The 22,207-nt window shown below is 69.4% G+C and carries 19 protein-coding genes; 7 read left to right on the top strand and 12 right to left on the bottom strand.

Going from position 1 to position 22,207, the window contains the following annotated elements; genetic code table 11:
• Positions 1–11: 11 nt before the first annotated feature.
• Positions 12–953, bottom strand: a complete 942-nt coding sequence (argC, locus tag ENE75_RS10270) for an N-acetyl-gamma-glutamyl-phosphate reductase (protein ID WP_128198158.1) — start codon at positions 951–953, stop codon at positions 12–14.
• A 40-nt stretch (positions 954–993) separates the two neighbouring features.
• On the opposite strand from argC, the gene ENE75_RS10265 reads away from it, so the two are divergent.
• Together ENE75_RS10265 and ENE75_RS10260 are read left to right on the top strand one after the other, a co-directional pair.
• Positions 994–1,560, top strand: coding sequence for an RBBP9/YdeN family alpha/beta hydrolase (locus tag ENE75_RS10265; protein ID WP_128198157.1), 567 nt, complete (start codon positions 994–996; stop codon positions 1,558–1,560).
• Positions 1,561–1,574: 14 nt separating this feature from the next.
• Complete coding sequence (locus tag ENE75_RS10260; protein ID WP_128198156.1) at positions 1,575–2,465, top strand: ParB/RepB/Spo0J family partition protein; 891 nt, start codon at positions 1,575–1,577, stop codon at positions 2,463–2,465.
• 33 nt (positions 2,466–2,498) lie between these two features.
• On the opposite strand, the gene ENE75_RS10255 is transcribed toward ENE75_RS10260, so the two are convergent.
• From ENE75_RS10255 to otsB, 4 genes are all read right to left on the bottom strand, one after another.
• Positions 2,499–3,674, bottom strand: a complete 1,176-nt coding sequence (locus ENE75_RS10255; RefSeq protein ID WP_128198155.1) for an MFS transporter — start codon at positions 3,672–3,674, stop codon at positions 2,499–2,501.
• 64 nt (positions 3,675–3,738) lie between these two features.
• Entirely contained in the window at positions 3,739–5,103 is a 1,365-nt protein-coding gene (otsA, locus tag ENE75_RS10250) for an alpha,alpha-trehalose-phosphate synthase (UDP-forming) (RefSeq protein WP_128198154.1), read from the bottom strand.
• A 13-nt stretch (positions 5,104–5,116) separates the two neighbouring features.
• A complete protein-coding gene (locus ENE75_RS10245) occupies positions 5,117–6,928 on the bottom strand; it encodes a glycoside hydrolase family 15 protein (protein WP_128198153.1) in 1,812 nt (603 codons plus the stop codon).
• Entirely contained in the window at positions 6,925–7,659 is a 735-nt protein-coding gene (otsB, locus tag ENE75_RS10240) for a trehalose-phosphatase (protein ID WP_128198152.1), read from the bottom strand. The genes ENE75_RS10245 and otsB overlap by 4 nt, the downstream gene beginning before the upstream one ends.
• A gap of 339 nt (positions 7,660–7,998) precedes the next feature.
• Here otsB and ENE75_RS10235 point away from each other — a divergent pair, with 339 nt between their 5' ends.
• Genes ENE75_RS10235 through ENE75_RS10225 form a run of 3 tightly spaced genes read left to right on the top strand, consistent with a single transcriptional unit; the run spans position 7,999 to position 12,717 of the window.
• On the top strand, positions 7,999–9,921 hold the full coding sequence (locus ENE75_RS10235) for a PrkA family serine protein kinase (RefSeq protein ID WP_128198151.1): 1,923 nt from the start codon (positions 7,999–8,001) through the stop codon (positions 9,919–9,921).
• 13 nt (positions 9,922–9,934) lie between these two features.
• Positions 9,935–11,203 (top strand): YeaH/YhbH family protein, encoded by a 1,269-nt coding sequence (locus ENE75_RS10230; RefSeq protein WP_199232258.1) that lies wholly within the window; start codon positions 9,935–9,937, stop codon positions 11,201–11,203.
• A complete protein-coding gene (locus tag ENE75_RS10225) occupies positions 11,200–12,717 on the top strand; it encodes a SpoVR family protein (protein WP_128198150.1) in 1,518 nt (505 codons plus the stop codon). Before ENE75_RS10230 ends, ENE75_RS10225 begins: the two co-directional genes overlap by 4 nt.
• Positions 12,718–12,738: 21 nt before the next feature.
• Here the strand turns inward: ENE75_RS10225 and ENE75_RS10220 are convergent, their stop codons facing one another.
• Positions 12,739–13,770, bottom strand: a complete 1,032-nt coding sequence (locus ENE75_RS10220; RefSeq protein ID WP_128198149.1) for a hypothetical protein — start codon at positions 13,768–13,770, stop codon at positions 12,739–12,741.
• Positions 13,771–13,904: 134 nt separating this feature from the next.
• On the opposite strand from ENE75_RS10220, the gene ENE75_RS10215 reads away from it, so the two are divergent.
• A complete protein-coding gene (locus tag ENE75_RS10215) occupies positions 13,905–14,912 on the top strand; it encodes an NAD-dependent epimerase (RefSeq protein WP_128198148.1) in 1,008 nt (335 codons plus the stop codon).
• Positions 14,913–15,014: 102 nt separating this feature from the next.
• Here ENE75_RS10215 and ENE75_RS10210 read toward each other — a convergent pair whose 3' ends face one another.
• The 3 genes from ENE75_RS10210 to ENE75_RS10200 all read right to left on the bottom strand — a co-directional run bounded on the left by ENE75_RS10210 (position 15,015) and on the right by ENE75_RS10200 (position 18,109).
• Positions 15,015–15,725 (bottom strand): PEP-CTERM sorting domain-containing protein, encoded by a 711-nt coding sequence (locus tag ENE75_RS10210; protein WP_128198147.1) that lies wholly within the window; start codon positions 15,723–15,725, stop codon positions 15,015–15,017.
• Between the two features lie 194 nt (positions 15,726–15,919).
• Positions 15,920–16,675 (bottom strand): S1 family peptidase, encoded by a 756-nt coding sequence (locus ENE75_RS10205; protein WP_128198146.1) that lies wholly within the window; start codon positions 16,673–16,675, stop codon positions 15,920–15,922.
• 12 nt (positions 16,676–16,687) lie between these two features.
• Positions 16,688–18,109 (bottom strand): FAD-binding oxidoreductase, encoded by a 1,422-nt coding sequence (locus tag ENE75_RS10200; RefSeq protein WP_128198145.1) that lies wholly within the window; start codon positions 18,107–18,109, stop codon positions 16,688–16,690.
• Positions 18,110–18,172: 63 nt separating this feature from the next.
• On the opposite strand from ENE75_RS10200, the gene ENE75_RS10195 reads away from it, so the two are divergent.
• Positions 18,173–18,739: a cob(I)yrinic acid a,c-diamide adenosyltransferase gene (locus tag ENE75_RS10195; protein ID WP_128198144.1), complete on the top strand. Its 567-nt coding sequence runs from the start codon at positions 18,173–18,175 to the stop codon at positions 18,737–18,739.
• Between the two features lie 13 nt (positions 18,740–18,752).
• Here ENE75_RS10195 and ENE75_RS10190 read toward each other — a convergent pair whose 3' ends face one another.
• From ENE75_RS10190 to ENE75_RS10180, 3 genes are all read right to left on the bottom strand, one after another.
• The gene (locus ENE75_RS10190; protein WP_128198143.1) at positions 18,753–19,397 is read right to left on the bottom strand and encodes a glutathione S-transferase family protein; all 645 of its coding nucleotides are present in this window, start codon (positions 19,395–19,397) and stop codon (positions 18,753–18,755) included.
• Positions 19,390–21,078 carry an AMP-binding protein gene (locus ENE75_RS10185; protein WP_128198142.1) on the bottom strand — a complete coding sequence of 563 codons (1,689 nt, stop codon included), beginning with the start codon at positions 21,076–21,078 and terminating at the stop codon, positions 19,390–19,392. The genes ENE75_RS10190 and ENE75_RS10185 overlap by 8 nt, the downstream gene beginning before the upstream one ends.
• A 98-nt stretch (positions 21,079–21,176) precedes the next feature.
• Positions 21,177–22,001, bottom strand: coding sequence for an HDOD domain-containing protein (locus ENE75_RS10180; RefSeq protein ID WP_128198141.1), 825 nt, complete (start codon positions 21,999–22,001; stop codon positions 21,177–21,179).
• Positions 22,002–22,207: the final 206 nt, after the last annotated feature.

Here is a 22,207-nt window from a genome sequence, read left to right as displayed (position 1 = left end):
ACCGTGGACGGCTAGAGGCCCAGGCCTTCGTCGACCCCCAGGTGCACGTTCATGCACTGCACAGCAGCGCCGCTGGCGCCCTTGCCCAGGTTGTCCAGCCGGCAAGCCAGCAGCACCTGGGTGGCGTTGGCGAAGACGAAGACGTCCGCCCGGTTGGTGTCGTTGCAGGCGGTCACGTCGAAGAAGCCGCCGGCCAGCGTGTCCGGGTCGGCCAGCGGCATCACGCGCACGAAGCGCTCGCCCTCGTAGTGCGCCGCCAGCGCCGCGTGCAGCTGCTGCGGCGTGGTGCCCGGGGCCAGTTGCGACAGGTGCAACGGCACCGTCACCGCCAGGCCCTTGTAGAAGTTGGCCACCACGGGCGTGAACAGCGGGGCGTTGTCCAGCCCGGTGTGGGCCGCCATCTCCGGCAGGTGCTTGTGGGCCAGCGTCAGGCCATAGGGGCGCGGCGCGTCCAGCTTCGGGTCGCCACCCGCCTGGTACTGGGCGATCATGCTCTTGCCACCACCGGAGTAACCCGTAATGGAGTGTGCACTCACTGGCAGATTCTTCGGCACCAGGCGAGCATCCACCAGCGGACGCAGCAGCAGGATGAAGGCCGTCGCATGGCAGCCCGGGTTGGCGATGCGCTTGCTGTGACGCAAGGCGGCGCGCTGGCCATGGGCAAGTTCCGGCAGCCCGTAGGCCCAGCCCGCCTGCGTGCGGTGCGCCGTGCTGGCGTCGATCAGGCAGGTGCGTTCGCTGGTGACCAGGAAGGCCGCCTCGCGCGCGGCCACGTCGGGCAGGCAGAGGAAGGCCACGTCGGCCGCGTTCAGCAGCTTGGCCCGCTCGGCCGGGTCCTTGCGGCGCTCGGGGTCGATCTTCAGCAGTTCGATGTCAGGCCGGCCGGCCAGCACCTCGTGGATGCGCAGGCCGGTCGTGCCTTCCTGACCGTCGACGAACACCTTGTAAGCCATGGGCCTCACCCGCAGGGAAAATCAACGTCGAGGATACGTCATGCCACCGATCTACCTGCTGCCGGGCTGGCTCGATTCCGGCCCCGACCACTGGCAAAGCCGCTGGGAACGGCTGCATGGCGACCAGCGTGTCGTGCAGGACGACTGGCAATGGCCCCGGCGCGGCGACTGGATGGCGCGGTTGGACGAGACCCTGATCGACGCACCGGCCACCCCGGTGCTGTTGGCCGCCCACAGCCTGGGCTGCCTCCTGGTGGCCGCCTGGGCCGCGCACAGCCGCCACACGGCGCAGGTCGCCGGGGCGCTGCTGGTGGCGCCGCCCGACACCGGGCGGGAGGACATGCCGCCCCAGTTGCACGGCTGGCGGCCCATCGTGCGCACCCGCCTGCCGTTCCCCGCCATTGCCGTCATCAGCCGCGACGACCCGTATGGCGACGCCGACCGCATGCGCGACATCGCCCAAGGCTGGGGCGCCGAGATCGTCGACGCCGGCCCCCGCGGCCACCTGAACGACCAGTCCGGTCTCGGCGACTGGCCCGAGGGACGCGCACTGCTGGCCCGCCTGGCGCCCCCGCCTGACGACCCTCCTGACGCCGGCGCCCTCTGACACACAATCCCGCCATGGCAACCAAGAAACCCAAGGGCCTGGGGCTGGGCCTCGAGGCCCTGCTCGGCCCCAAGGTCAGCGACGCGCCGGTGCCCGCCGGTGCCCCGCAGACCCTGCCGCTGTCGGCCCTGCAGGCCGGCAAGTACCAGCCGCGCACGCGCATGGACGAAGGCGCGCTGTACGAGCTGGCCGAGAGCATCCGCGGCCAGGGCGTGATGCAGCCCATCCTGGTCCGCCCTGTGGACGGGGGCCGCTACGAGATCATCGCCGGCGAACGCCGCTTCCGCGCCGCCAGGCTGGCCGGGCTGAACGAGGTGCCGGTGCTGGTCAAGCCCGTGGCCGACGAGGCCGCGGCCGTGATGGCGCTGATCGAGAACATCCAGCGCGAGGACCTGAACCCGCTGGAAGAGGCCCAGGGCCTCAAGCGCCTGGTGGACGAGTTCGGCCTCACGCACGAGCAAGCGGCACAGGCCGTGGGCCGCAGCCGCAGCGCGGCGAGCAACCTGCTGCGCCTGCTGAACCTGGCCGAGCCGGTGCAGCAGATGCTGATGGCCGGCGACCTGGACATGGGCCACGCGCGCGCGCTGCTGGCGCTGGGCGGCGCCGGGCAGATCACCGCGGCCACCGAGATCTCGGCGAAGAAGCTCAGCGTCCGCGACGCCGAAAAGCTGGTGGCCCGCGTGGCCGCCGGCGGCCGTCAGAGCCCGCTGCTGCGCGTGAAGGCGGAGAAGCCGCGCGACATCGTACGGCTCGAATCGCAGCTGGCCGACCGCCTGACCGCGGCAGTGGAGATCCGCGTGCTCAAGCGCACCAAGCGCGGCGAACAGGGCGAGATCGCGATCCGCTTCGACTCGCTGGACGAGCTCAACGGACTGCTGGAGAAGCTGGGCCTGACTGGCGAATGACGGAGCTGGCGGCCAGGCGTGCACGCCTCGCCGTCACGCCGCCGCAGCCGGCTGCCGCTGGCGCAGCATCAACCAGCCCAACGCCCCCGCCACCAGTACCAGCGGCACCAGCGAGCCCAGGTTCAGCAGCTGCCAGCCCTGGGTGGTGACCAGCGCACCGCTGGCGAACGACGTGACCGCCATGGTGGCGAACACGCAGGTGTCCATTGCACCCTGGGCCCGGTTCTTCTCCTCCGGGCGGTAGGTGGTGGTCAGCAGCGTGGTCGCGCCGGTGAACAGGAAGTTCCAGCCCACGCCCAGCAGCAGCAGCGCCACCAGGAACTGCATCAGGTCCACGCCCGACAGCGCGATGGCCACGCAGGCGAAATTCAGCAGCGCCCCCACCGCCATCACCGGCAGCACGCCGAAACGCTTGATCAGGTGGCCGGTGAAGAAGCCGGGCACGAACATGCCCAGCACGTGCCACTCCAGCACCAGCGCGGCGTCGCTGAACGGCAGGCCGCACTGCTGCATGGCCAGCGGCGTGGCCGCCATCAGCAGGTTCATCACGCCATAGGCCAGTGCGCCGGCCGCCACCGCCACCACGAAGGCCGGCTGGCGCGCGATCTCCGCCAGCGGGCGGCCGCGGTCGTCACCCGGCTGCGGGGCGCGGTGTTCCGGGAAGCGGATCAGCGACATCAGCAGCAGGCCCAGCAGCGCCACGCCGACCAGCGCCACGTAGGCCCCGGCAAAGGGCACGTCCAGCCAGTCCTTGGTGGCACTGGCCAGGTTGGGGCCGATGAAGGCGCCAGCCACGCCGCCGGCCATGACCAGCGAGATCGCCTTCTCCTTGTAGTCCGGCCGCGCCAGTTCCAGCCCGGCGAAGCGGTAAAGCTGGGCGTTGGCGTTGTAGAAGCCGGCCACCACCGTGGCGGCCACCACACCCCAGAAGCTGCCGCTCCAGACCGCGAACGCCCCACCCACGGCCGACAGCGCCGCCACCACGAGGCCGATCTGGAACGAGCGCTTGCGGCCCAGCCGCGCCTGCGTGCGCGCCACCCAGGGCGCGGACAAGGCGCCGCCCACCACGTAGCCCATCACCGGGAGCGTGGCCATCCAGCCCAGCGGCGCCAGCTGCAGCCCGACCAGCCCGTTGATGGCGATGAAGGTGACGTTGTTCGTGAGGAACAGCGCCTGGCACAGCGCCAGCAGGAAAAGGGGGCGGTTCATGCCGGCATCATCGCATGCGGCCAAGGGTATGCCGCGGCGGCGCAGCCTGCGGCGGCCAGGACGCTCAGTGCTGCAGAGCCGCCAGGAACTCGCGCGCCCACCAGTGCACGTCGCGCGCGCGCAGCCCGGCCATCAGCCGCTCGTGGCGCGCCCGGCGCTCCTCCAGCGGCATGCGCAGCGCCTGCTGGATCACCTCGGCCGTGCCGTCGGTGTCGTAGGGGTTCACGATCAGCGCGTCGGTCATCGCCTCGGCCGCGCCGGCGAAGCGCGACAGCACCAGCACGCCGGGGTTCACCGGGTCCTGCGCCGCCACGTACTCCTTGGCCACCAGGTTCATGCCGTCGCGCAGCGGCGTGACCAGCGCCACGCTACTGGCCGCGTACAGGCCGGGCAGGCGGCGCCGGGGCACGGCACGGCGCATGTAGCGCACCGGCATCCAGTCAAGCTCGCCGTAGTCGCCGTTGACGGCGCCGCACAGCGTTTCCATCTCGAGTCGCAGGTCGGCGTAGGCCTCCACGTCCTCGCGCGACGGCGCGGCCACCTGGATCAGCGTGGCCACACGCCGGTTCTCGGGGTAGTGCTCCAGCAGCCGCCGGAAGGCGCGGATGCGCTGCGGCATGCCCTTGGAGTAGTCCAGCCGGTCGACCCCCACGAGCAGCTGGCGCTGCGCATACTGCTCCTTCATCGTGCGGAAGGTCTCGCGCGCCTCGGGCTCCCGGCCCAGGGCCTGGAACTCGTCGACGTCGATACCGATGGGGAAGTCGCGCGCGCGCACGCTGCGCCCGTGCACGCGGAACTCGTGGTCGTCGCAGCGCTCGCCGCTGTCCTCGTGCACCACATAGGCGCTGAAGTGCTCGACGTCCAGCCGCGTCTGGAAGCCCACGAGGTCGTACATCATCAGGCTGCGCATCAGCCAGTGGTGCTGCGGGATGGCCGCCAGGATGGTGCGCGGCGGCAGCGGGATGTGCAGGAAGAAGCCCATGCGCTGCGTGCAGCCCATGGCGCGCAGTTCCGCGGCCAGCGGGATCAGGTGGTAGTCGTGCACCCAGATGACGTCGTCGGGCTTCAGCAGCGGCTGCAGCTTGTGCGCAAACAGGCGGTTCACGCGCCGGTAGCCGTCGATGTCGCCGGCGTCGAAGTCCGCCAGGTCGAGCCGGTAGTGGAACACCGGCCACAGCACGCCGTTGCTGTAGCCCAGGTAGTAGGCGTCGTGGTCGGCGCGGGCCAGGTCCACGGTGGCCAGCGTCACCGGGCCGGCACGCTGCGTGCGCAACTGGCCGCCGGAGCCCTCGTCGACGACCTTGCCGCTCCAGCCGAACCACAGCCCGCCGCTGGACTGCAGCGCGTCGGCCAATGCCACGGCCAGGCCGCCGGCGCCGGGCTTGCGCGGGTCGGCCACGCGGTTGGACACGACGACCAGGCGCCCCATCAGTGTTCCTCCTTCAGATCACGGTCTCCCAGGGTTCGGACAGGCGCACTGCGCCGTTGATCAGGCCCACCATCGAGTAGGTCTGCGGGAAGTTGCCCCACATCTCGCGCGTGGCCGGGTGCGTGTCCTCGCTCATCAGGCCCAGGTGGTTGCGCGAGGCCAGCATGGCCTCGTAGATGGCCAGCGCTTCGTCGCGCCGGCCGATGCGCGCCAGCGCGTCCAGGCGCCAGAAGCTGCAGATGTTGAAGGCGGTCTCGGGCAGGCCGAAGTCGTCGGCCGCCTCGTAGCGGCGCATGTAGGGTCCGTCGCACAGCGTGCGTTCCAGCGCGTCGACGGTGGCCACGAAGCGAGGATCGCGCGGGTCGATGATGCCCACCTCGGCCATCAGCAGCACGCTGGCGTCCAGGTGCTCGCCGCCCAGGCTCTCGACGAAGGCCTGGCGCTTGTCGCTCCAGGCCTCCGTCAGCAGGCGGTCGCGCATGCGCTGGGCATGGCCGGCCCAGTAGGTGGCACGGTCGGCCAGGCCCAGCCGCTGCGCGATCTTGGCCAGCCGGTCGCAGGCGGCCCAGCACATCAGCATCGACGAAGTGTGTACGCGCGCGCGGGTGCGCAGTTCCCACATGCCGGCGTCGGGCTGGTCGTGCACGCGCACCGCCTGTTCGCCCACGGCCTCGAGCTGGCGGAAGTCGGCCTCGCCGGCCGGGGCCAGCAGGCGACGGTCGTGGAAGGCCTGTGCGGCACCGAGCACGATGTTGCCGTAGACGTCGTGCTGGAAGTGTTCGTAGGCCTGGTTGCCGCGCCGCACCGGGCCGTGGCCGCGGTAGCCGGGCAGCTGCGGCACCAGTTCCTCGACCAGGCGGTCCTCCATGCCCACGCCATACAGCGGCTGCACGTGGTTGCCACCGGCGCGCGCCACGATGTTGCGCAGCCAGCGCAGGTACTCCTCCATCGTGCCCACTTCGCTGAGGCTGTTGAGCGCGCGCACGACGAAGAAGGCGTCGCGCAGCCAGCAGTAGCGGTAGTCCCAGTTGCGCTGCGTCCCCGGGGCCTCGGGGATGCTGGTGGTCAGCGCGGCGACGATGGCGCCGGTGTCCTCGTGCACGCACATCTTCAGCGTGATGGCGCTGCGGATCACCACGTCCTGCCACTGCAGCGGCAGCGCCAGGCGCCGCGTCCAGGTGCGCCAGTAGTCGATGGTGTCGCGCTCGTAGGCCGCGGCCAGGGCGTCGGGGCCGTGGTCGGGCGACTCGTCGGGGCCCAGCACCAGGCTCACCGTGTCGGTGAGCACGAAGGGCGACTCCTGCAGCACGTAGGCCAGCGGCACCGAGGTGGTGAGCCGCAGCACCTCGTCGGGGCCGACGTAGCGGATGTGGTGGCTGCCCTGCGTGAGCCGGGGCTCGACACGGCCCCAGTCGAAGCGCGGCCGCAGCCGGATGCGCACGCGCGGCGCGCCGGCCAGCACGCTGATGCGACGCACCAGCATCAGCGGCCGGTACATGCGACCGCGGGCGATGAAGCGGGGCGCGAAGTCCGTGATCTCGATGCCCTGGCCGTGCGCATCCCACAGGCGGGTGCGCAGCACCGCGGTGTTCTCCACGTAGGCCTGCTCGCTGCGCGCGAAGTCCTCGAGCTCGACCGCGAAGGCCCCGTCGCCCGGCTGACCGGCGCCCAGCAGGGCGTGGAACACCGGGTCGCCGTCCACCCGCGGCTGGCAGCTCCAGACGATGCCGCCTTCGCGGTCGACGAGGGCGCTGACGGCGCAGTTGCCGATGACGCCCAGCGACAGCGTGGGTGTGGTGGTGAGCGAGGAACACACGGGGTTCATGCGCGCGCCTCCACCGCCTGCGTCTCCAGCCAGCCGCGCACCGCCGCCGGATCGGGCAGGCGCCAGCGCGCGACGGTGTCGCCGTCGCCCACCTTCACGGCCACGCCGCCGAGCGCTTGGACGGCGGCGAAGCCGGCCTCGTCGGTGACATCGTCGCCGAAGAACCAGGGGGTGCGCCCGGCGAAGGGCGGCTCCGCCATGAAGGCCTGCAGCGCGCGGCCCTTGTCGGCCGCCGCGGGTTTCAGCTCCAGCACCATCTTGCCCTCCATCAAGGCCATGCCCGGCAGTGCGGCCTGTGCCGTCTGCATCGCGGCGCGGCAGGCCGCGGCCAGCGCGGGATCCCCCCGCCAGTGCAAGGCCAGCGCGGCGGTCTTGACCTCCAGCACCAGCGCCGGGTGCACCTGCACCAGCGCCTGCAGCGGCGGCAGCACCGACGCCAGCGCCGGGGGTGGCACGCGGTGCCAGGCACCCAGTGCATCGCGGCGCTCGGCGCCGTGCTGGCCGGCGGCCGGCAAATGCAGAGGTTGCAGGTGGCGATCGATGTCCGCCACCGGCCGGCCGCTGAGCACGGCCAGCGCACCGCACAGACGATGCTGCATCACCCCCAGCGCGCGCTGCACCACCGGCTGCACGCGGACGGCGTCGGGTCTCGGGGCAATGTCGGCCAGGGTGCCGTCGAAGTCGAAGAAAAGCGCAGCGTCGGCCGCGATCAGCGGCGGCAGGTCGGGCATGTGCTGACCTTAGCGCAATTCCCGATGCCCCTTCGGCAGCGGGCGGTCAGCGTGAAGGATCACCGCTGCGTTGACGGCTCAGGCGCCTTCGTGGCGCAGAGATTGCTAGCTTCCCGGACGGCAATAGCCATTCACTTTGATCGGACAGAACTGCGATGTGAACATGGTGCTTGTCTCCCTTTGACAGGGCGCCGCATGATGCAAGGTATGCACATGCGAGCCTGAGACGGAAAGCTCTGATGGCGCCCGGGCCAGTGAAGCCGGGACGTCACCAGAACTTCCCTGGCCCGGTGCCACGCCGCAAGGCGGGTGCCGGCCGCTGTCACCGCAGGAGATCGCATGGACGTCATCAGCAGCTTCGCCGCGCGCTACGAGCGCACCCGGGAAGAAGAGCTCTCGCTCGAGGACTACCTCGCCGAGTGCAAGCGCAACCCGCTGGCCTACGCCACCGCCGCCGAACGCATGCTGCAGGCCATCGGCGAGCCGACGACGATCGACACCCGAAACGACCCGCGGCTGTCGCGCATCTTCCAGAACAAGGTGATCAAGGTCTACCCGGCCTTCGCCGAGTTCTATGGCATGGAGGACGCCATCGAGCAGGTGGTCTCCTACTTCCGGCACGCCGCACAGGGCCTGGAGGAGAAGAAGCAGATCCTCTACCTGCTGGGCCCGGTGGGCGGCGGCAAGAGCAGCATCGCCGAACGGCTCAAGCAGCTGATGGAGCAGGTGCCGTTCTATGCGCTCAAGGGCAGCCCGGTGAACGAAAGCCCGCTCGGCCTGTTCGACCCGGTGGAGGACGGCCCCATCCTGGAGCAGGAGTACGGCATCCCCAGCCGCTACCTCAACCGCATCATGAGCCCCTGGGCCGTCAAGCGGCTGGAGGAGTTCGGCGGCGACATCCGCCAGTTCAAGGTCATCAAGCGCCACCCCAGCATCCTCAAGCAGGTGGGCATCAGCAAGACCGAGCCGGGCGACGAGAACAACCAGGACATTTCCAGCCTGGTGGGCAAGGTCGACATCCGCAAGCTCGAGAGCTACGCGCAGGACGACCCGGACGCCTACAGCTACAGCGGCGGCCTGTGCCTGAGCAACCAGGGCCTGCTGGAGTTCGTGGAGATGTTCAAGGCGCCGATCAAGGTGCTGCACCCGCTGCTCACCGCCACGCAGGAAGGCAACTTCAAGGGCACCGAGGGCTTCGGAGCGATGCCCTTCGACGGCGTGGTGCTGGCGCACAGCAACGAGAGCGAGTGGAAGGCCTTCCGCAACAACAAGAACAACGAGGCCTTCCTCGACCGCATCTACATCGTCAAGGTGCCGTACTGCCTGCGCGTGAGCGAAGAGGTGAAGATCTACGAGAAGCTGCTCAAGCACAGCAGCCTGGCCCAGGCCACCTGCGCGCCGGGCACGCTGAAGATGATGGCGCAGTTCGCCATCCTCACGCGGCTGAAGGAGCCGGAGAACAGCAGCCTGTTCTCCAAGATGCTGGTCTACGACGGCGAGAACCTCAAGGACACCGACCCGCGCGCCAAGAGCATCCAGGAGTACCGCGACTACGCCGGCGTCGACGAGGGCATGGCCGGCATCAGCACGCGCTTTGCCTACAAGATCATCTCCAAGGTCTTCAACTTCGACAGCACCGAGGTCGCCGCCAACCCGGTGCACCTGATGTACGTGCTGGAGCAGCAGATCGAGCGCGAGCAGTTTCCGGCCGAGGTGGAGCAGAAGTACGTGGGCTTCATCAAGGAGCAGCTGGCGCCGCGTTATGCCGAATTCATCGGCAAGGAGATCCAGACCGCCTACCTGGAGAGCTACAGCGAGTACGGCCAGAACATCTTCGACCGCTACGTCACCTACGCCGACTACTGGATCCAGGACCACGAGTACCGCGACACCGACACCGGCGAGGTCTTCGACCGTGCGGCGCTCAACGCCGAGCTGGAGAAGATCGAAAAGCCCGCCGGCATTGCCAACCCGAAGGACTTCCGCAACGAGATCGTCAACTTCGTGCTGCGCGCGCGGGCCAACAACCAGGGCAACAACCCGGTGTGGACCAGCTACGAGAAGCTGCGCACGGTGATCGAGAAGAAGATGTTCTCCAACACCGAGGAGCTGCTGCCGGTGATCAGCTTCAACGCCAAGGCCAGCGCCGACGAGGCCAAGAAGCACGACGACTTCGTCACCCGCATGGAGGCCAAGGGCTACACCTCCAAGCAGGTGCGGCTGCTGTGCGAGTGGTACCTGCGCGTGCGCAAGTCGTCCTGACCACGGAGATTCGATGGCCCTGCAAAGCATCATCGACCGGCGGCTGGCGGGCAAGAACAAGTCCATCGGCAACCGCGAGCGTTTCCTGCGCCGCTACAAGGACCAGGTCAAGGAAGCCGTCAAGCGCGCCATCGACGGTCGCGGCATCCGCGACATCGAACGCGGCGAGGAGATCCACATCCCCAAGCGGGACCTCTCCGAGCCGGTGTTCGGCCACGGCCAGGGCGGCGTGCGCGAGGTGGTGCACCCGGGCAACCGCGACTTCATCAAGGGCGACCGCATCAAGCGCCCGGAAGGCGGCGGTGGCGGCGGCTCGGGTAAGGGCCAGGCCAGCGACTCCGGCGAAGGCGAGGACGACTTCGCCTTCGCGCTGAGCAAGGAAGAGTTCATGCAGGTCTTCTTCGAGGACCTGGCCCTGCCGCACCTGGTGCGCACCCAGCTGGCCGAGGTGCCGGAATGGAAGCACCAGCGCGCCGGCTTCAGCAGCGACGGCACGCCCAACAACCTGCACGTGGTGCGCAGCCTGCGCGGCGCCATCGGGCGGCGCATCGCCATCGGCGCCGGCTCGCGGCGCGAGCTGCGCGAGATGGAGGAGCGGCTCGAGGCGCTGGGGCCGGACCACCCCGAGGCGCCGGCGCTGCGAGAGGAGATCGCCGCGCTGAAGCGGCGGCTGGAGCGCATCCCCTACCTGGACCCGATCGACCTGCGCTTCCGCAACCGCGTGCGCGTGCCGGTGCCCACCAGCAAGGCGGTGATGTTCTGCCTGATGGACGTCTCCGGCTCGATGGACGAGCAGCGCAAGGAGCTCAGCAAGCGCTTCTTCATCCTGCTGTACCTGTTCCTGACGCGCCACTACGAGAAGATCGAACTCGTCTTCATCCGCCACCACACGCAGGCGCAGGAGGTGGACGAGGAGAACTTCTTCCACGCCCGCGAGACCGGCGGCACCGTGGTCAGCAGCGCGCTGGTGCTGATGGAGGAGATCATCCGCGCGCGCTACGACCCGGCGCAGTGGAACATCTACGGCGCACAGGCCAGCGACGGCGACAACTGGCACCACGACAGCGGCCGCTGCCGCGAGATCCTGGCCGAGAAGATCCTGCCGCTGGTGCGCTACTACGCCTACGTGCAGGTGGCCGAGGAGGAGCAGAACCTCTGGGAGGAATACACCCAGCTGCTCGAAGGCCAGAAGCACTTCGCGATGCGCAAGGCCGTCAGCGCCGACCAGATCTACCCGGTGTTCCGCGACCTGTTCAGGAAGGAAGGGGCCAAGGCAGCATGAGCCGAGACTTTCCCAGCAAGCCGCTTCCCGGCCCCAGCGACTGGTCCTTCGACCTGATCGAGGACTACCACGCGGTGATCCGCGCCACCGCGGAATCGTTCCGGCTGGACACCTACCCCAACCAGCTGGAGATCATCACCGCGGAGCAGATGATGGACGCCTACGCCAGCGTGGGCATGCCGGTGAACTACCGCCACTGGAGCTACGGCAAGGAGTTCATCGCCACCGAGAAGAACTACAAGCGCGGCCACATGGGCCTGGCCTACGAGATCGTCATCAACAGCAATCCCTGCATCAGCTACCTGATGGAGGAGAACACGATGGCGATGCAGGCGCTCGTCATCGCCCACGCCGCCTACGGCCACAACAGCTTCTTCAAGGGCAACTACCTGTTCCGCATGTGGACCGACGCGTCGGCCATCATCGACTACCTGGTCTACGCCAAGGACTACGTGGCCAAGTGCGAGGAGAAGCACGGCCTGGACGCGGTGGAGGCCTTCCTGGACAGCTGCCACGCGCTGGCCAACCACGGCGTGGACCGCTACCGCCGCCCCACGCGCAAGACCCTGGCGCAGGAACTGGCCGAGCAGCGCGACCGCGAGGCCTACGCGCAGCAGCAGGTCAACGACCTCTGGCGCACGCTGCCGCGGCGCGCGGATGCCGACAGCAGCGCCCCGGAGCTCAAGCGCTTCCCGGAGGAACCGCAGGAGAACCTGCTGTACTTCATCGAGAAGAACGCGCCGCTGCTGGAACCCTGGCAGCGAGAGATCGTGCGCATCGTGCGCAAGGTGTCGCAGTACTTCTACCCGCAGCGCCAGACGCAGGTGATGAACGAGGGCTGGGCCACCTTCTGGCACCACCGGCTGCTCAACACCATGTACGACGACGGCTGGCTGAGCGACGGCGTGATGATCGAGTGGCTCAAGAGCCACACCAACGTCATCTACCAGCCGCCGGTCGGCCACAAGGCCTACAGCGGCATCAACCCCTACGCGCTGGGCTTTGCGATGTACACCGACATCGAGCGCATCTGCCGGAAGCCCACCGACGAGGACCGCGCCTGGTTCCCCGACATCGCCGGCAGCGACTGGCTGACGACGCTGGACCACGCGATGCGCAATTTCAAGGACGAGAGCTTCATCGGCCAGTACCTGAGCCCGAAGCTGATGCGCGAGTTGCGTCTGTTCGCCATCGTCGACGACGAGCGCCAGAGCGAACTGGAAGTCTCCGCCATCCACGACGACGCCGGCTACCGCGCCGTGCGCGAGAGCCTGAGCCGACAGTACGACCTCGGCTCGCGCGAGCCCAACATCCAGGTCTGGAACGTCAACCTGCGCGGCGACCGCAGCCTCACGCTGCGCCACTTCCAGCACCGCGACCGGCCGCTGCACGACACGGCGCAGGAGGTGCTCAAGCACGTCGCCCGGCTCTGGGGCTTCGGCGTGCAGCTGGAAAGCGTCAATGGCGCCGGCGACGTGTCCCAGCGCTGGAGCGTGCCGGCGCCGGCGGCCTGAGCCACCGGCGCCGCGAAGACATCAGTCCGTGTAGTCGTCCCAGAGGAGATCGTCCAGCACCAGCGCCGGCTGTGCTGCGCCGGCAGGCCAGTACTCGAGGTCGAAGCTCAGCGCGCTGCGCGGGAGCAGGCGCACCTCGTCACCTCCGGCATCGCGCAGGCGCAGTTCACCACTGGACGGCGAGGCATCCACCGCGTAGCCCAGGCGCGTGACCGTGGCGATGGCGTAGGTCTGGCCGCCCAGGCCGAAGCCGCCGCCGAGCTCGAAGCTGCCGGTGGCCACGTTGGCCAGGCCGTCGACATCGAAGTCGTACACGGCCGCGCCCGTGGGCTCGCTCACCTGGGTGCCGAGGTAGCTGATGCGCAGACGCGCGCTGGCCGCCGTCTCCTGCCGCGCCCACAGGCGGAACGCGCCGTTGAGCGTGCCGTAGCCTGCCAGCGTGAAGTCCTGGAAGCTGGCCGACACGTCCAGCGCCGTCGGTTCGCCGTCGCTGGCCAGCGTCGCGGCGTTGACCGTCATCGTGAACCCGCCGTTGATCGCCGGCAGTGCGGGGTCCTCTACGCAGGCCGTGGCAAGGAAGGCGATGACGTCGCCGGCACTGATGGCCTGATCGCCGTCGGCATCGTCGAAGCTGACCTGCAGCGTGCCCGAGACCGTGCAGGGCAGGACCTCGGTCTGCACCGCCAGCGCCTGGCGGCGACTGCCGGCGACAGTCTGGCCCGCCTGCAGATGTCCCAGCCAATGCATCAGCGTTGCGCCCACCAGCGTGGGCGTTGCGGCCGCCATCGCCGGACGGCCTGCAGCCGCGCTGGGGCTTGCGGTGGTGCCACCGGTCGGGTCCAGCAGGTCACCGCTGGCACCGGTGAGCACCGCCCGCGCCAGCGGGCCGGCAAAGCTGGCCGCGTTGCCGGCGTTGATGTCGGCGCCGGCCGTGGCCACGCCGCTGCGCACACCGTTCGGGATGTCCACGGTGGGTGCCGTGCCGCCGCCACCACCGCAGGCGGTCAGCGCCGCTGCCGCGACGATCAGGGTCGGAAATCGGGACAGGTTCATGCGTCGACTCCCCACGGGCGGCTTGGTGCGCCCAATTCATCACGGGGCCACCGGGCCGCGACGCATCCCTCGGCGCCCCGCTGACTATCATGCCCTGTTCCCATCCGCGCAGCCCGGGCCCGGGCGCTCCATCCATGAAGATCCTCGTCACCGGCGCCGCCGGCTTCATCGGCATGACCACGTCGCTGCGCCTGCTGGCGCGTGGCGACGAGGTGGTCGGCCTGGACAACCTGAACGACTACTACGAGGTGCAGCTGAAGCTGGACCGCCTGGCGCGGCTGCAGGCGCACGCCAACTTTCGCTTCGTGAAGCTGGACGTGGCCGACCGCGAGGGCATGGCCGCGCTGTTCGCCGCCGAGAAGTTCGACCGCGTGATCCACCTGGCCGCGCAGGCCGGCGTGCGCTATTCGCTGCAGAACCCGCACGCCTACGTGGACAGCAACCTCGTGGGCTTCACCAACATCCTCGAAGGCTGCCGCCACACCCAGGTGCAGCACCTGACCTACGCGTCGAGCTCCAGCGTCTACGGTGGCAACACGCGCATGCCGTTCTCGGTGCACGACAGCGTGGACCACCCGGTGAGCCTGTACGCCGCCACCAAGAAGGCCAACGAGTTGATGGCGCACACCTACAGCCACCTGTTCGGCCTGCCCACCACCGGCCTGCGCTTCTTCACCGTCTACGGCCCCTGGGGCCGGCCGGACATGGCGCTGTTCCTGTTCACCAAGGCCATCCTGGAAGGCCGGCCAATCGACGTGTTCAACCACGGCAACATGCAGCGCGACTTCACCTACATCGACGACATCGTCGAAGGCGTGATCCGCGTCAGCGACCGCCCGGCCACGCCGAACCCCGACTACACGGCGGACACGCCCGACCCCGGCACCAGCAACGCCCCGTACCGCGTCTTCAACATCGGCAACCACAACCCGGTGCCGCTGATGGACTACATCGGCGCCATCGAGACCGCCCTGGGCACCACGGCGCAGAAGAACATGCTGCCGATGCAGCCGGGCGACGTGCCGGCGACCTATGCCGACGTCGAGGCGCTGACCGACTGGACCGGGTTTGCGCCGAAGACCACGATCCAGGAAGGCGTGGCCCGGTTCATCGCCTGGTATCGCGACTACTACAAGGTCTGAGTTCAGACTGAGAACGCCCCTGCGGCCGCCCCCTCACATGAGGCGGCCGCCCAGCATGCTTGCTGAGCCCGAAAACGGTGCAGGCACGCCCGGGCGCCGTGGTCAACGACGACGGCGCAGCGAGGCTCCCACGAGCGCCAACCCCACCAGCGCGAGAGTCCCGGGCTCGGGAATCTGGCGAATGCTCAGATTGTCGATGCCGGCAGCGGCGCTGGCATCTCCGTTGAACTCCTCGAGCTCAAAGCTCAGGTAGACATCACTGGCGGCCGCCAGTGTGAAGCTACCGAGCCAGCTAAAGCCCACCTCACGAAACGCAGCGCTATTGGGAGCGATGTCGCTGGCCTGAAGCACGGTCGCCAACGCGCTGGCAGCTCCCGGCGCGGTCTCGAAGAGAACGCTGAAGTCATCCGGGTTCGGCGCAGGACTCCGCGAGTCTGCGACGTAGTCGAAACTGACCGCAAACGTGTAGGTACCCGCATCGAGGTTGCCCAGACCAAACGAAGCCCGGGACAACGCGCCGTTCGTCTGCCCGTTCGGCTCTCCCGCCATGTTGCCGGAATCGTCTCCGATCACCAAGAAGCGCGATCCAAAGAAGCCGTCGAAGCCGTCGTTGACGGACGTGTTGATCGTGTTGTTGGCCTGACGCAGGTTCACCGAAGCGGCCGACGCGTCACCTGCAAAGGTGACCGACGCGCCACAGGCCGCGACATTGGCGCAGGTTTCGAAGTCCTGAGTGATGACGATCGGCGCGGCGTTGACGCCCAAGGCAGCGAGGCAAAGCAGGCCGGACGCAGCAAACGAGGGGCTCTTCATGGTGTCAAATCCTGCCGACAAATGCGAAACGGCGGGCAAGTCAGCAAGAAGCGCGCCTGCCTAGGGAGCGTGACCGCAGCGCCAGAAAAGTCTTCTGATTCAACACCTTGGAGAGGGCCCTCGGCGCCCCTCTCCAACGGAGTGCCGCATGGGGCAACAAGATGTAAAGCCAGCCGACAGCGCCACCGATCGCGTCAGCGTTGTGCCACCAGCGCCCGCACCCAGCGCCCCGGGATCGCATAGCTGATCCCGCTGGGCGACGACAGCGCCGCCTCGCGGCTGCCGCGCACCAGCACCATGTTCACCACCGCCACCACCTGACCGGTGGCGGCGTCGAGCACCGGGCCGCCGCTGTTGCCCGGGTAGGCCGTGGCGTCCAGCTGCGCGATGTCGAAGCTGCCCCGGCGCAGCGTGGCCAGGGCCTGGTCGCGCAGCTGGCGCGCGTTGGCCGCCGGCAGCGCGATGGGCGCGATCGACGACACCATGCCGCGGTGCGTCACCGGCTGGAAGCCCAGGATGCCACCGATGGGGAAGCCCATCAGCAGCACCGCCAGGCCTTCGCGCAGCACCGCGTCGTCGGCCAGCACCAGCGGCGGCAGGGGGTCGCCGTCCTGCAGGCGCAGCAGCACCAGGTCGTGCTCGCGGTCGCGGCTGACCACCTCAACCCGGCGCCAGGCGCTGGCGCCGTCGGGCAGGGGTTGCTGCACCACCCACTGCGCCAGCGCGTCTTCGGCGTCACCCACCACGTGCTGGTTGGTCACCAGGTGACGCCCGTCGCCCACGGCGAAGGCCGTGCCGCGAAAGCCGAAACGCGGGCTAGCCAGGGGGTCGAAGCGGCCGATGGGCAGCACCGATGCGCGTGTCGCGGCAATCACGCCCGGCACGTCGGCCAGCGCCTGCCGCGCCATGCCCAGCGCGGCCGCCGCCAGCAACAGGGAACGGCGCTGCATCCGGCCGTGCCGTCAGAGCACGAAGATCTTGCCCGGGTTCATGATGTTCTTCGGGTCCAGCGCACGCTTGATCTCGCGCATCAGCGCGATGCTGCCGGCGCCGGCCTCGTCCACCAGGAAGCCCATCTTGTGCAGGCCGATGCCGTGCTCGCCTGTGCAGGTGCCTTCCATCGCGATCGCGCGCTGCACCATCTCCATCGACAGCCGCTCGGCGGTGGCACGCTCGTCGGCATCGCCGTCCTTGACGAGGTAGGCCAGGTGGAAGTTGCCGTCGCCCACGTGGCCGACGATGTAGTACGGCAGCCCGCTGGCATCCGCATCGGCCACCGAGGCCTCGATGATCTCGGCCAGCCGGGAGATCGGCACGCAGGTGTCGGTGGTCACGGTGCGGCAGCCGGGGTTCATCGCCATGCCGGCGAAGTAGGCCTTGTGCCGCGCCGTCCACAGCCGGGTGCGTTCTTCCGGCGTGCTGGCCCACTCGAAGTCGGCGCCGCCGAACTCTGCGGTGATAGCCTGCACCGTCTCGGCCTGTTCCTTCACGCCGGCGTCGCTGCCGTGGAACTCCATCAGCAGCATCGGCCGTTCCTTCAGGCCCAGCTTGCTCTGCGCGTTGACCGCACGCACGGCGTTGGCGTCCAGCAGTTCGCAGCGCGCGATCGGCACGCCCATCTGGATGATCTGGATGGTGGCGTTGACCGCCGCGGCGATGTCCGTGAACTGGCAGATCGCCGCACTCACCGCCTCGGGCAGCGGGTAGAGCTTGAGCGTGACCTCGGTCATCACGCCCAGCGTGCCCTCGCTGCCGACGAACAGCCGCGTCAGGTCGTAGCCGGCGCTGCTCTTCCTGGCGCGCGTGCCCGTGTGGATGATCTCGCCACTGGCGGTGACCACCGTCAGCCCCAGCACGTTCTCGCGCATGGTGCCGTAGCGCACGGCGTTCGTGCCGCTGGCGCGGGTGGCGGCCATGCCGCCCAGGCTGGCGTTGGCGCCGGGGTCGATGGGGAAGAACAGGCCCTGGTCCCGGACCTCGCGGTTGAGCTGCTCTCGCGTGACGCCGGCCTCCACCGTCACCGTCAGATCCTCCGGGTTGACGCGCACGATGCGCGTCATGCGCGACAGGTCCACGCTGACGCCGCCCTGCACCGCCAGCAGGTGACCTTCCAGCGAGGAGCCGACCCCGAACGGGATCACCGGCACACCGTGCGCCGCCGCCTGCGTCACCACGAAGGCCACCTCGTCGGTGCTCTCGCAGAACACCACCGCATCGGGCGGCGTGACCGGGAACGGGCTCTCGTCGCGGCCATGCTGCTCGCGCACCGCGGCCACCGTGGAGCAGCGGTCGCCGAAGCGCTCGCGCAGCGCCGCCAGCATCACGTCGGGCACGGGCCGGCGGTCGTAGGCGGGCAGGACCTCGTTGGGCAGCGGGGCATTCATCGGCGTCTCCAGAAGGGCACGTGCATTCTAGGGACACCCCCCGCCGCTGGCATGATCACCCCCATGGCCAACCGACTCACGCAGATCGCCACCCGCACCGGCGACGACGGCACCACCGGGCTCGGCGACGGCACGCGCACGCGCAAGGACGCGCTGCGCGTGGCCGCAATGGGCGACGTCGACGAACTCAACTCCAGCCTCGGCGTGCTGCTGTGCGAAGCGCTGCCCGACGACGTGCGCCAGCTCCTGGTGGAGGTGCAGCACGAGCTGTTCAACCTGGGTGGCGAACTGTCCATCCCCGGCTTCGTGCTGTTGAAGGACGACGCGGTGGCCGCGCTCGACGCGGCGCTGGAACGCCATAACGCCACGCTGCCGCGGCTGCAGGAGTTCATCCTGCCGGCCGGCAGCCGTGCCGCCGCGCTGGCGCACGTGAGCCGCACCATCGCCCGCCGCGCGGAACGCGCCGTGGTGGCGCTGGCCGCCGCCGAGCCGGTGAACGCCGCGCCGCGCCAGTACCTGAACCGCTTGTCGGACCTGCTGTTCGTGCTCGCCCGCGTGCTCAACCGCATGGACGGCGGCGACGACGTTTACTGGCGCAGCGAGAAGCTGCGCCGCGGCGAGGCCGGTTGATTCGACGGCTGAATCAGCCGCCGAAGTTGCGCGCCATCACCGGGGCCACGGCCGGCAGCGCGGCCGCCGCATCGGCCGCGGCCAGCAACTTCGGCGCATGGGCGGCAAACCAGTCGCGCCGCGGCCGCCACTTCGTCATCACCGCCAGGTAGACATCCAGCGCCGAGAAGCGCTGACCCAGGAACCAGGGCCCGACGGCCGCCGCCTCCACATGGCCCCACAGGCGCTGCGCGTAGGCGTCCACCTCGGCGCGGAAGGCCTTCTGCACGGCCACGTCGGCCTTGACGAAGCGCGCCGGATCGTCGGCGTAGGTGAAGGTCGGGTAGACATTGGCCACCAGGAACACCAGCCAGCGCAGGAAGGCCGCGCGTTCGGCGGCCGGCGGGCCCGGCACCAGGTCGTCGCGGCCCGTCAGGTCGGCCAGGTGCAGCGTGATGGCCGCGCTCTCCGTCATCACCGTGCCGTCGGGCAGCACCAGGACCGGCACCTGGGCCAGGGGGTTCAAAGGGCGCAGGCGCTCGCGCGCCTCGGCAGCATCGAACAGGTCGCCGGTGGCCTCGAAGCGGAAGGGCAGGCCGTAGAACGCCAGCTGAGCCTCGACGATGGCCGAACCCCAGCCGGCCTGCCCGTGCAGGACGAGGCCGCCAGGCTCAGCCATGCCAGACCACGGGCTTGCGCATGCCCACCCAGCGGTCGTAGTTCTTCGCGAACATGTCCTCGATGCGGTTGCGCTTGACCTTGAACGTTGGCGTGATGAGGTCGTTGTCCACCGTCCAGGCCTCGGAGGTGATGACCAGGCAGTCGAGCTGCTCGTGCGGGTCGAGCGTCTCGTTGATGTGCTTGAGGTGTTCGGCCAGCGACGCTTCCAGTTCGGCCTTGCCGCCGTTCTTCACCACCGCCGTGGCCTCGGCGTTGATCATCAGCAGTGCCAGCGGCTGGCCCAGGTTGGCACCCGTCACGCAGCAGGCCTCCACCGCGTTGTGCATGACCAGCTTGTCCTCGATGGGCGCCGGGGCCACGTACTTGCCCTTGCTGGTCTTGAACAGGTCCTTCACGCGGCCGGTGATCTTCAGCCGGCCCTGGGCATCGGTGCTGCCCTTGTCGCCGGTCTTGAGCCAGCCGTCGTCGGTGAACATCTCCGCGCTCAGCTCCGGCTGCTTGTAGTAGCCCAGCATGTTCCACGGCGCCTTGACCTGGATCTCGCCGTTGTCTGGCGCGATGCGGCACTGCACCGGCGCGTAGGGCCGGCCCACGGTGCCGAAGCTGTCGGGGTCGCCGGTGGTGATGTGGCTGGCGCCGATGTTCTCGGTCATGCCGTAGCCCTCGGCGATGTTCAGGCCCAGCTTGCTGTACCAGGCCAGCAGTTCGGCCGGCATCGGCGCCGCGCCGCCGGCGGCGAAGATGCACTGGTCCAGGCCCAGCGTGGAGAGGATCTTCTTCTTCACGATGCCCGACAGGATGGGGATCTTGAGGAAGGTGTCCAGCTTCTTCTGCGGCATCTTGTGGTTGACCGCCTGCTGGAACTTCACCCACAGCCGCGGCACCGAGAAGAACACCGTCGGCCGCGCGCGCTGCATGTCGGTGGTGAAGGTGTCCAGGCTTTCCGCGAAGTACACGTGCATGCCGGTCTGAAGCTGGCCGTGCTCCACCAGCGCGCGCTCGACCACGTGCGACAGCGGCAGGTACGACAGCATGCGCGATCCCTCGTTCTGCGGGATGCGCTCCAGGCCGGCGGCCACCGCGGCCATGAAGTTGGCGAAGGTGTGCATCACGCCCTTGGGCGCGCCGGTGGTGCCCGAGGTGTACATGATGGTCGACAGGTCGTCGGCCGGGCGCACCGGCTCGCCGGCCAGGGGCGCGGTCTTGGCGACGATGTCGTCCCAGCCCGGGTAGCTCTTCTTCGCGTCGGCCTCGGCCAGCGGGTGGTGGATGCAGGGCAGCCCCTCGGGGATGCCCGGCTTCATGCCCAGCCAGCCGTCGAGCTTGCCGACGAACAGCAGCTTGGCCTCGCTGTGCTCGAGGATCTGGCGGATCGTGCCGGCAGCCAGCGTCGGGTACAGCGGCACCGAGATCGCGCCGGCCATCCAGATGGCGTAGTCGGTCATCATCCAGTGCGCCGTGTTCTTCGACAGCATGGCCACCTTGTCGCCGGCGCCGATGCCCTGCGCCTGCAGGTGGGCGGCCATGCGGCGGGCCTGGTCGACCACCTGCTTCCAGGTGTAGTCCACGGTCTGGCCGCCGCCCACCGGCTGCGTGAAGGCCACGCGGTTGGGTGCGGTGCGCTCCCAGTGGTACAGGCGCTGCAGCGGCAGCTGGTCGGGGGAAACGGTTGCGGACATGGTGGCGGTGTCAGGTGGGAACAAACCACCTAGCGTAGCCGAGCGCCCTGCCCCAGTGCCAGAGGGGTCGCACGCCCCCCTTTCGGGGGAAACCCGGGTCAGCGGCCGTGCGCCGCCGCCTCGTCCAGCTGTTCCTTGATCTGGCGCACGCCGCGCAGCAGCAGCGTCGCGTCCAGGTCGGCCTGTGGGGCCAGGGTGGCCACCGCGTCGTCCAGCGTCTCCGGGGCCGTCAACATCGCCTGCACCACGGCCGACAGGGCCAGCAGCGTGCGCCGGCCGTTGGCCACGGCAGGCGGCAGATGGTGGTCGGCCTGCACCGCCACATGGTGGCGCACGCTGGCCACGGCCGAGGCGGCCAGCCCCCAGCTTTCGCACAGAGCCGCGCCCAGGGCGTCGTGGCTGACGCCGAACCCGGCGTGTTCCAGCTGCGCCAGCTCGACGTCGCCCCCGGCGGCCCGCAGCATGGCGCGGTAGTGGTCGGGCGCGTGGCGGAACAGCACGGCCTTGCCGCATTCCTCGAACAGGCCGGCAGAGTGCGCCGCCCAGGCGTCGAGTGACATCTTCTGTGCCAGCCGGCCCATCAGCAGGCCGCGCAGGCCGGCGCGCTGCCACAGCGGCTCCAGTTCGGGCGCAGGGGGAAAGGCCGCACGCAGGCCCATCTCGAAGGTGATGGCCGCCACCTCGCGCATGCCCAGGTAGGTGATGGCCTGCATCACGCTCTGCACCCGGCCCTTGAGGCCGTAGAGCGACGAGTTCACCGCCTTCATCACCGCGGCGGCCAGCGCCATGTCGGCCTCGATCAGCTCGGCCGCGGCGGTGAGGTTGATGTCCTCTTCCGCCAGCAGCAGCGAGAGTTTCACCAGCGCCTCGGGCTGGGCGGGGATGTCGATGTCGAGGCTGCGCAGTTCGGGGTTCACGGACATGATGCAGCGATCCTAGGCCGGCCGCCGCCGACGGATCGCACCATCAGCACGCGCTTTGCCGGCCAGACCCGACGATCCCCACCCCACAACGACGAAGGGCGCCTCGCAAGGCGCCCCTCGTGCATCTTCTGGTGATGAATGCCGGCTTCGGCCGGGCGTGTGGTGTGTCTCCTCAGGCCCCCGTCCAACCGGGCCCCGGGGGGCGC

The organism is Rubrivivax albus, from assembly GCF_004016515.1.
Taxonomy (GTDB): Bacteria; Pseudomonadota; Gammaproteobacteria; order Burkholderiales; family Burkholderiaceae_C; genus Rubrivivax; species Rubrivivax albus.
The sequence above is the reverse complement of the archived record's forward strand: the minus strand, read 5'-3'. Positions and strand labels throughout refer to the sequence as shown.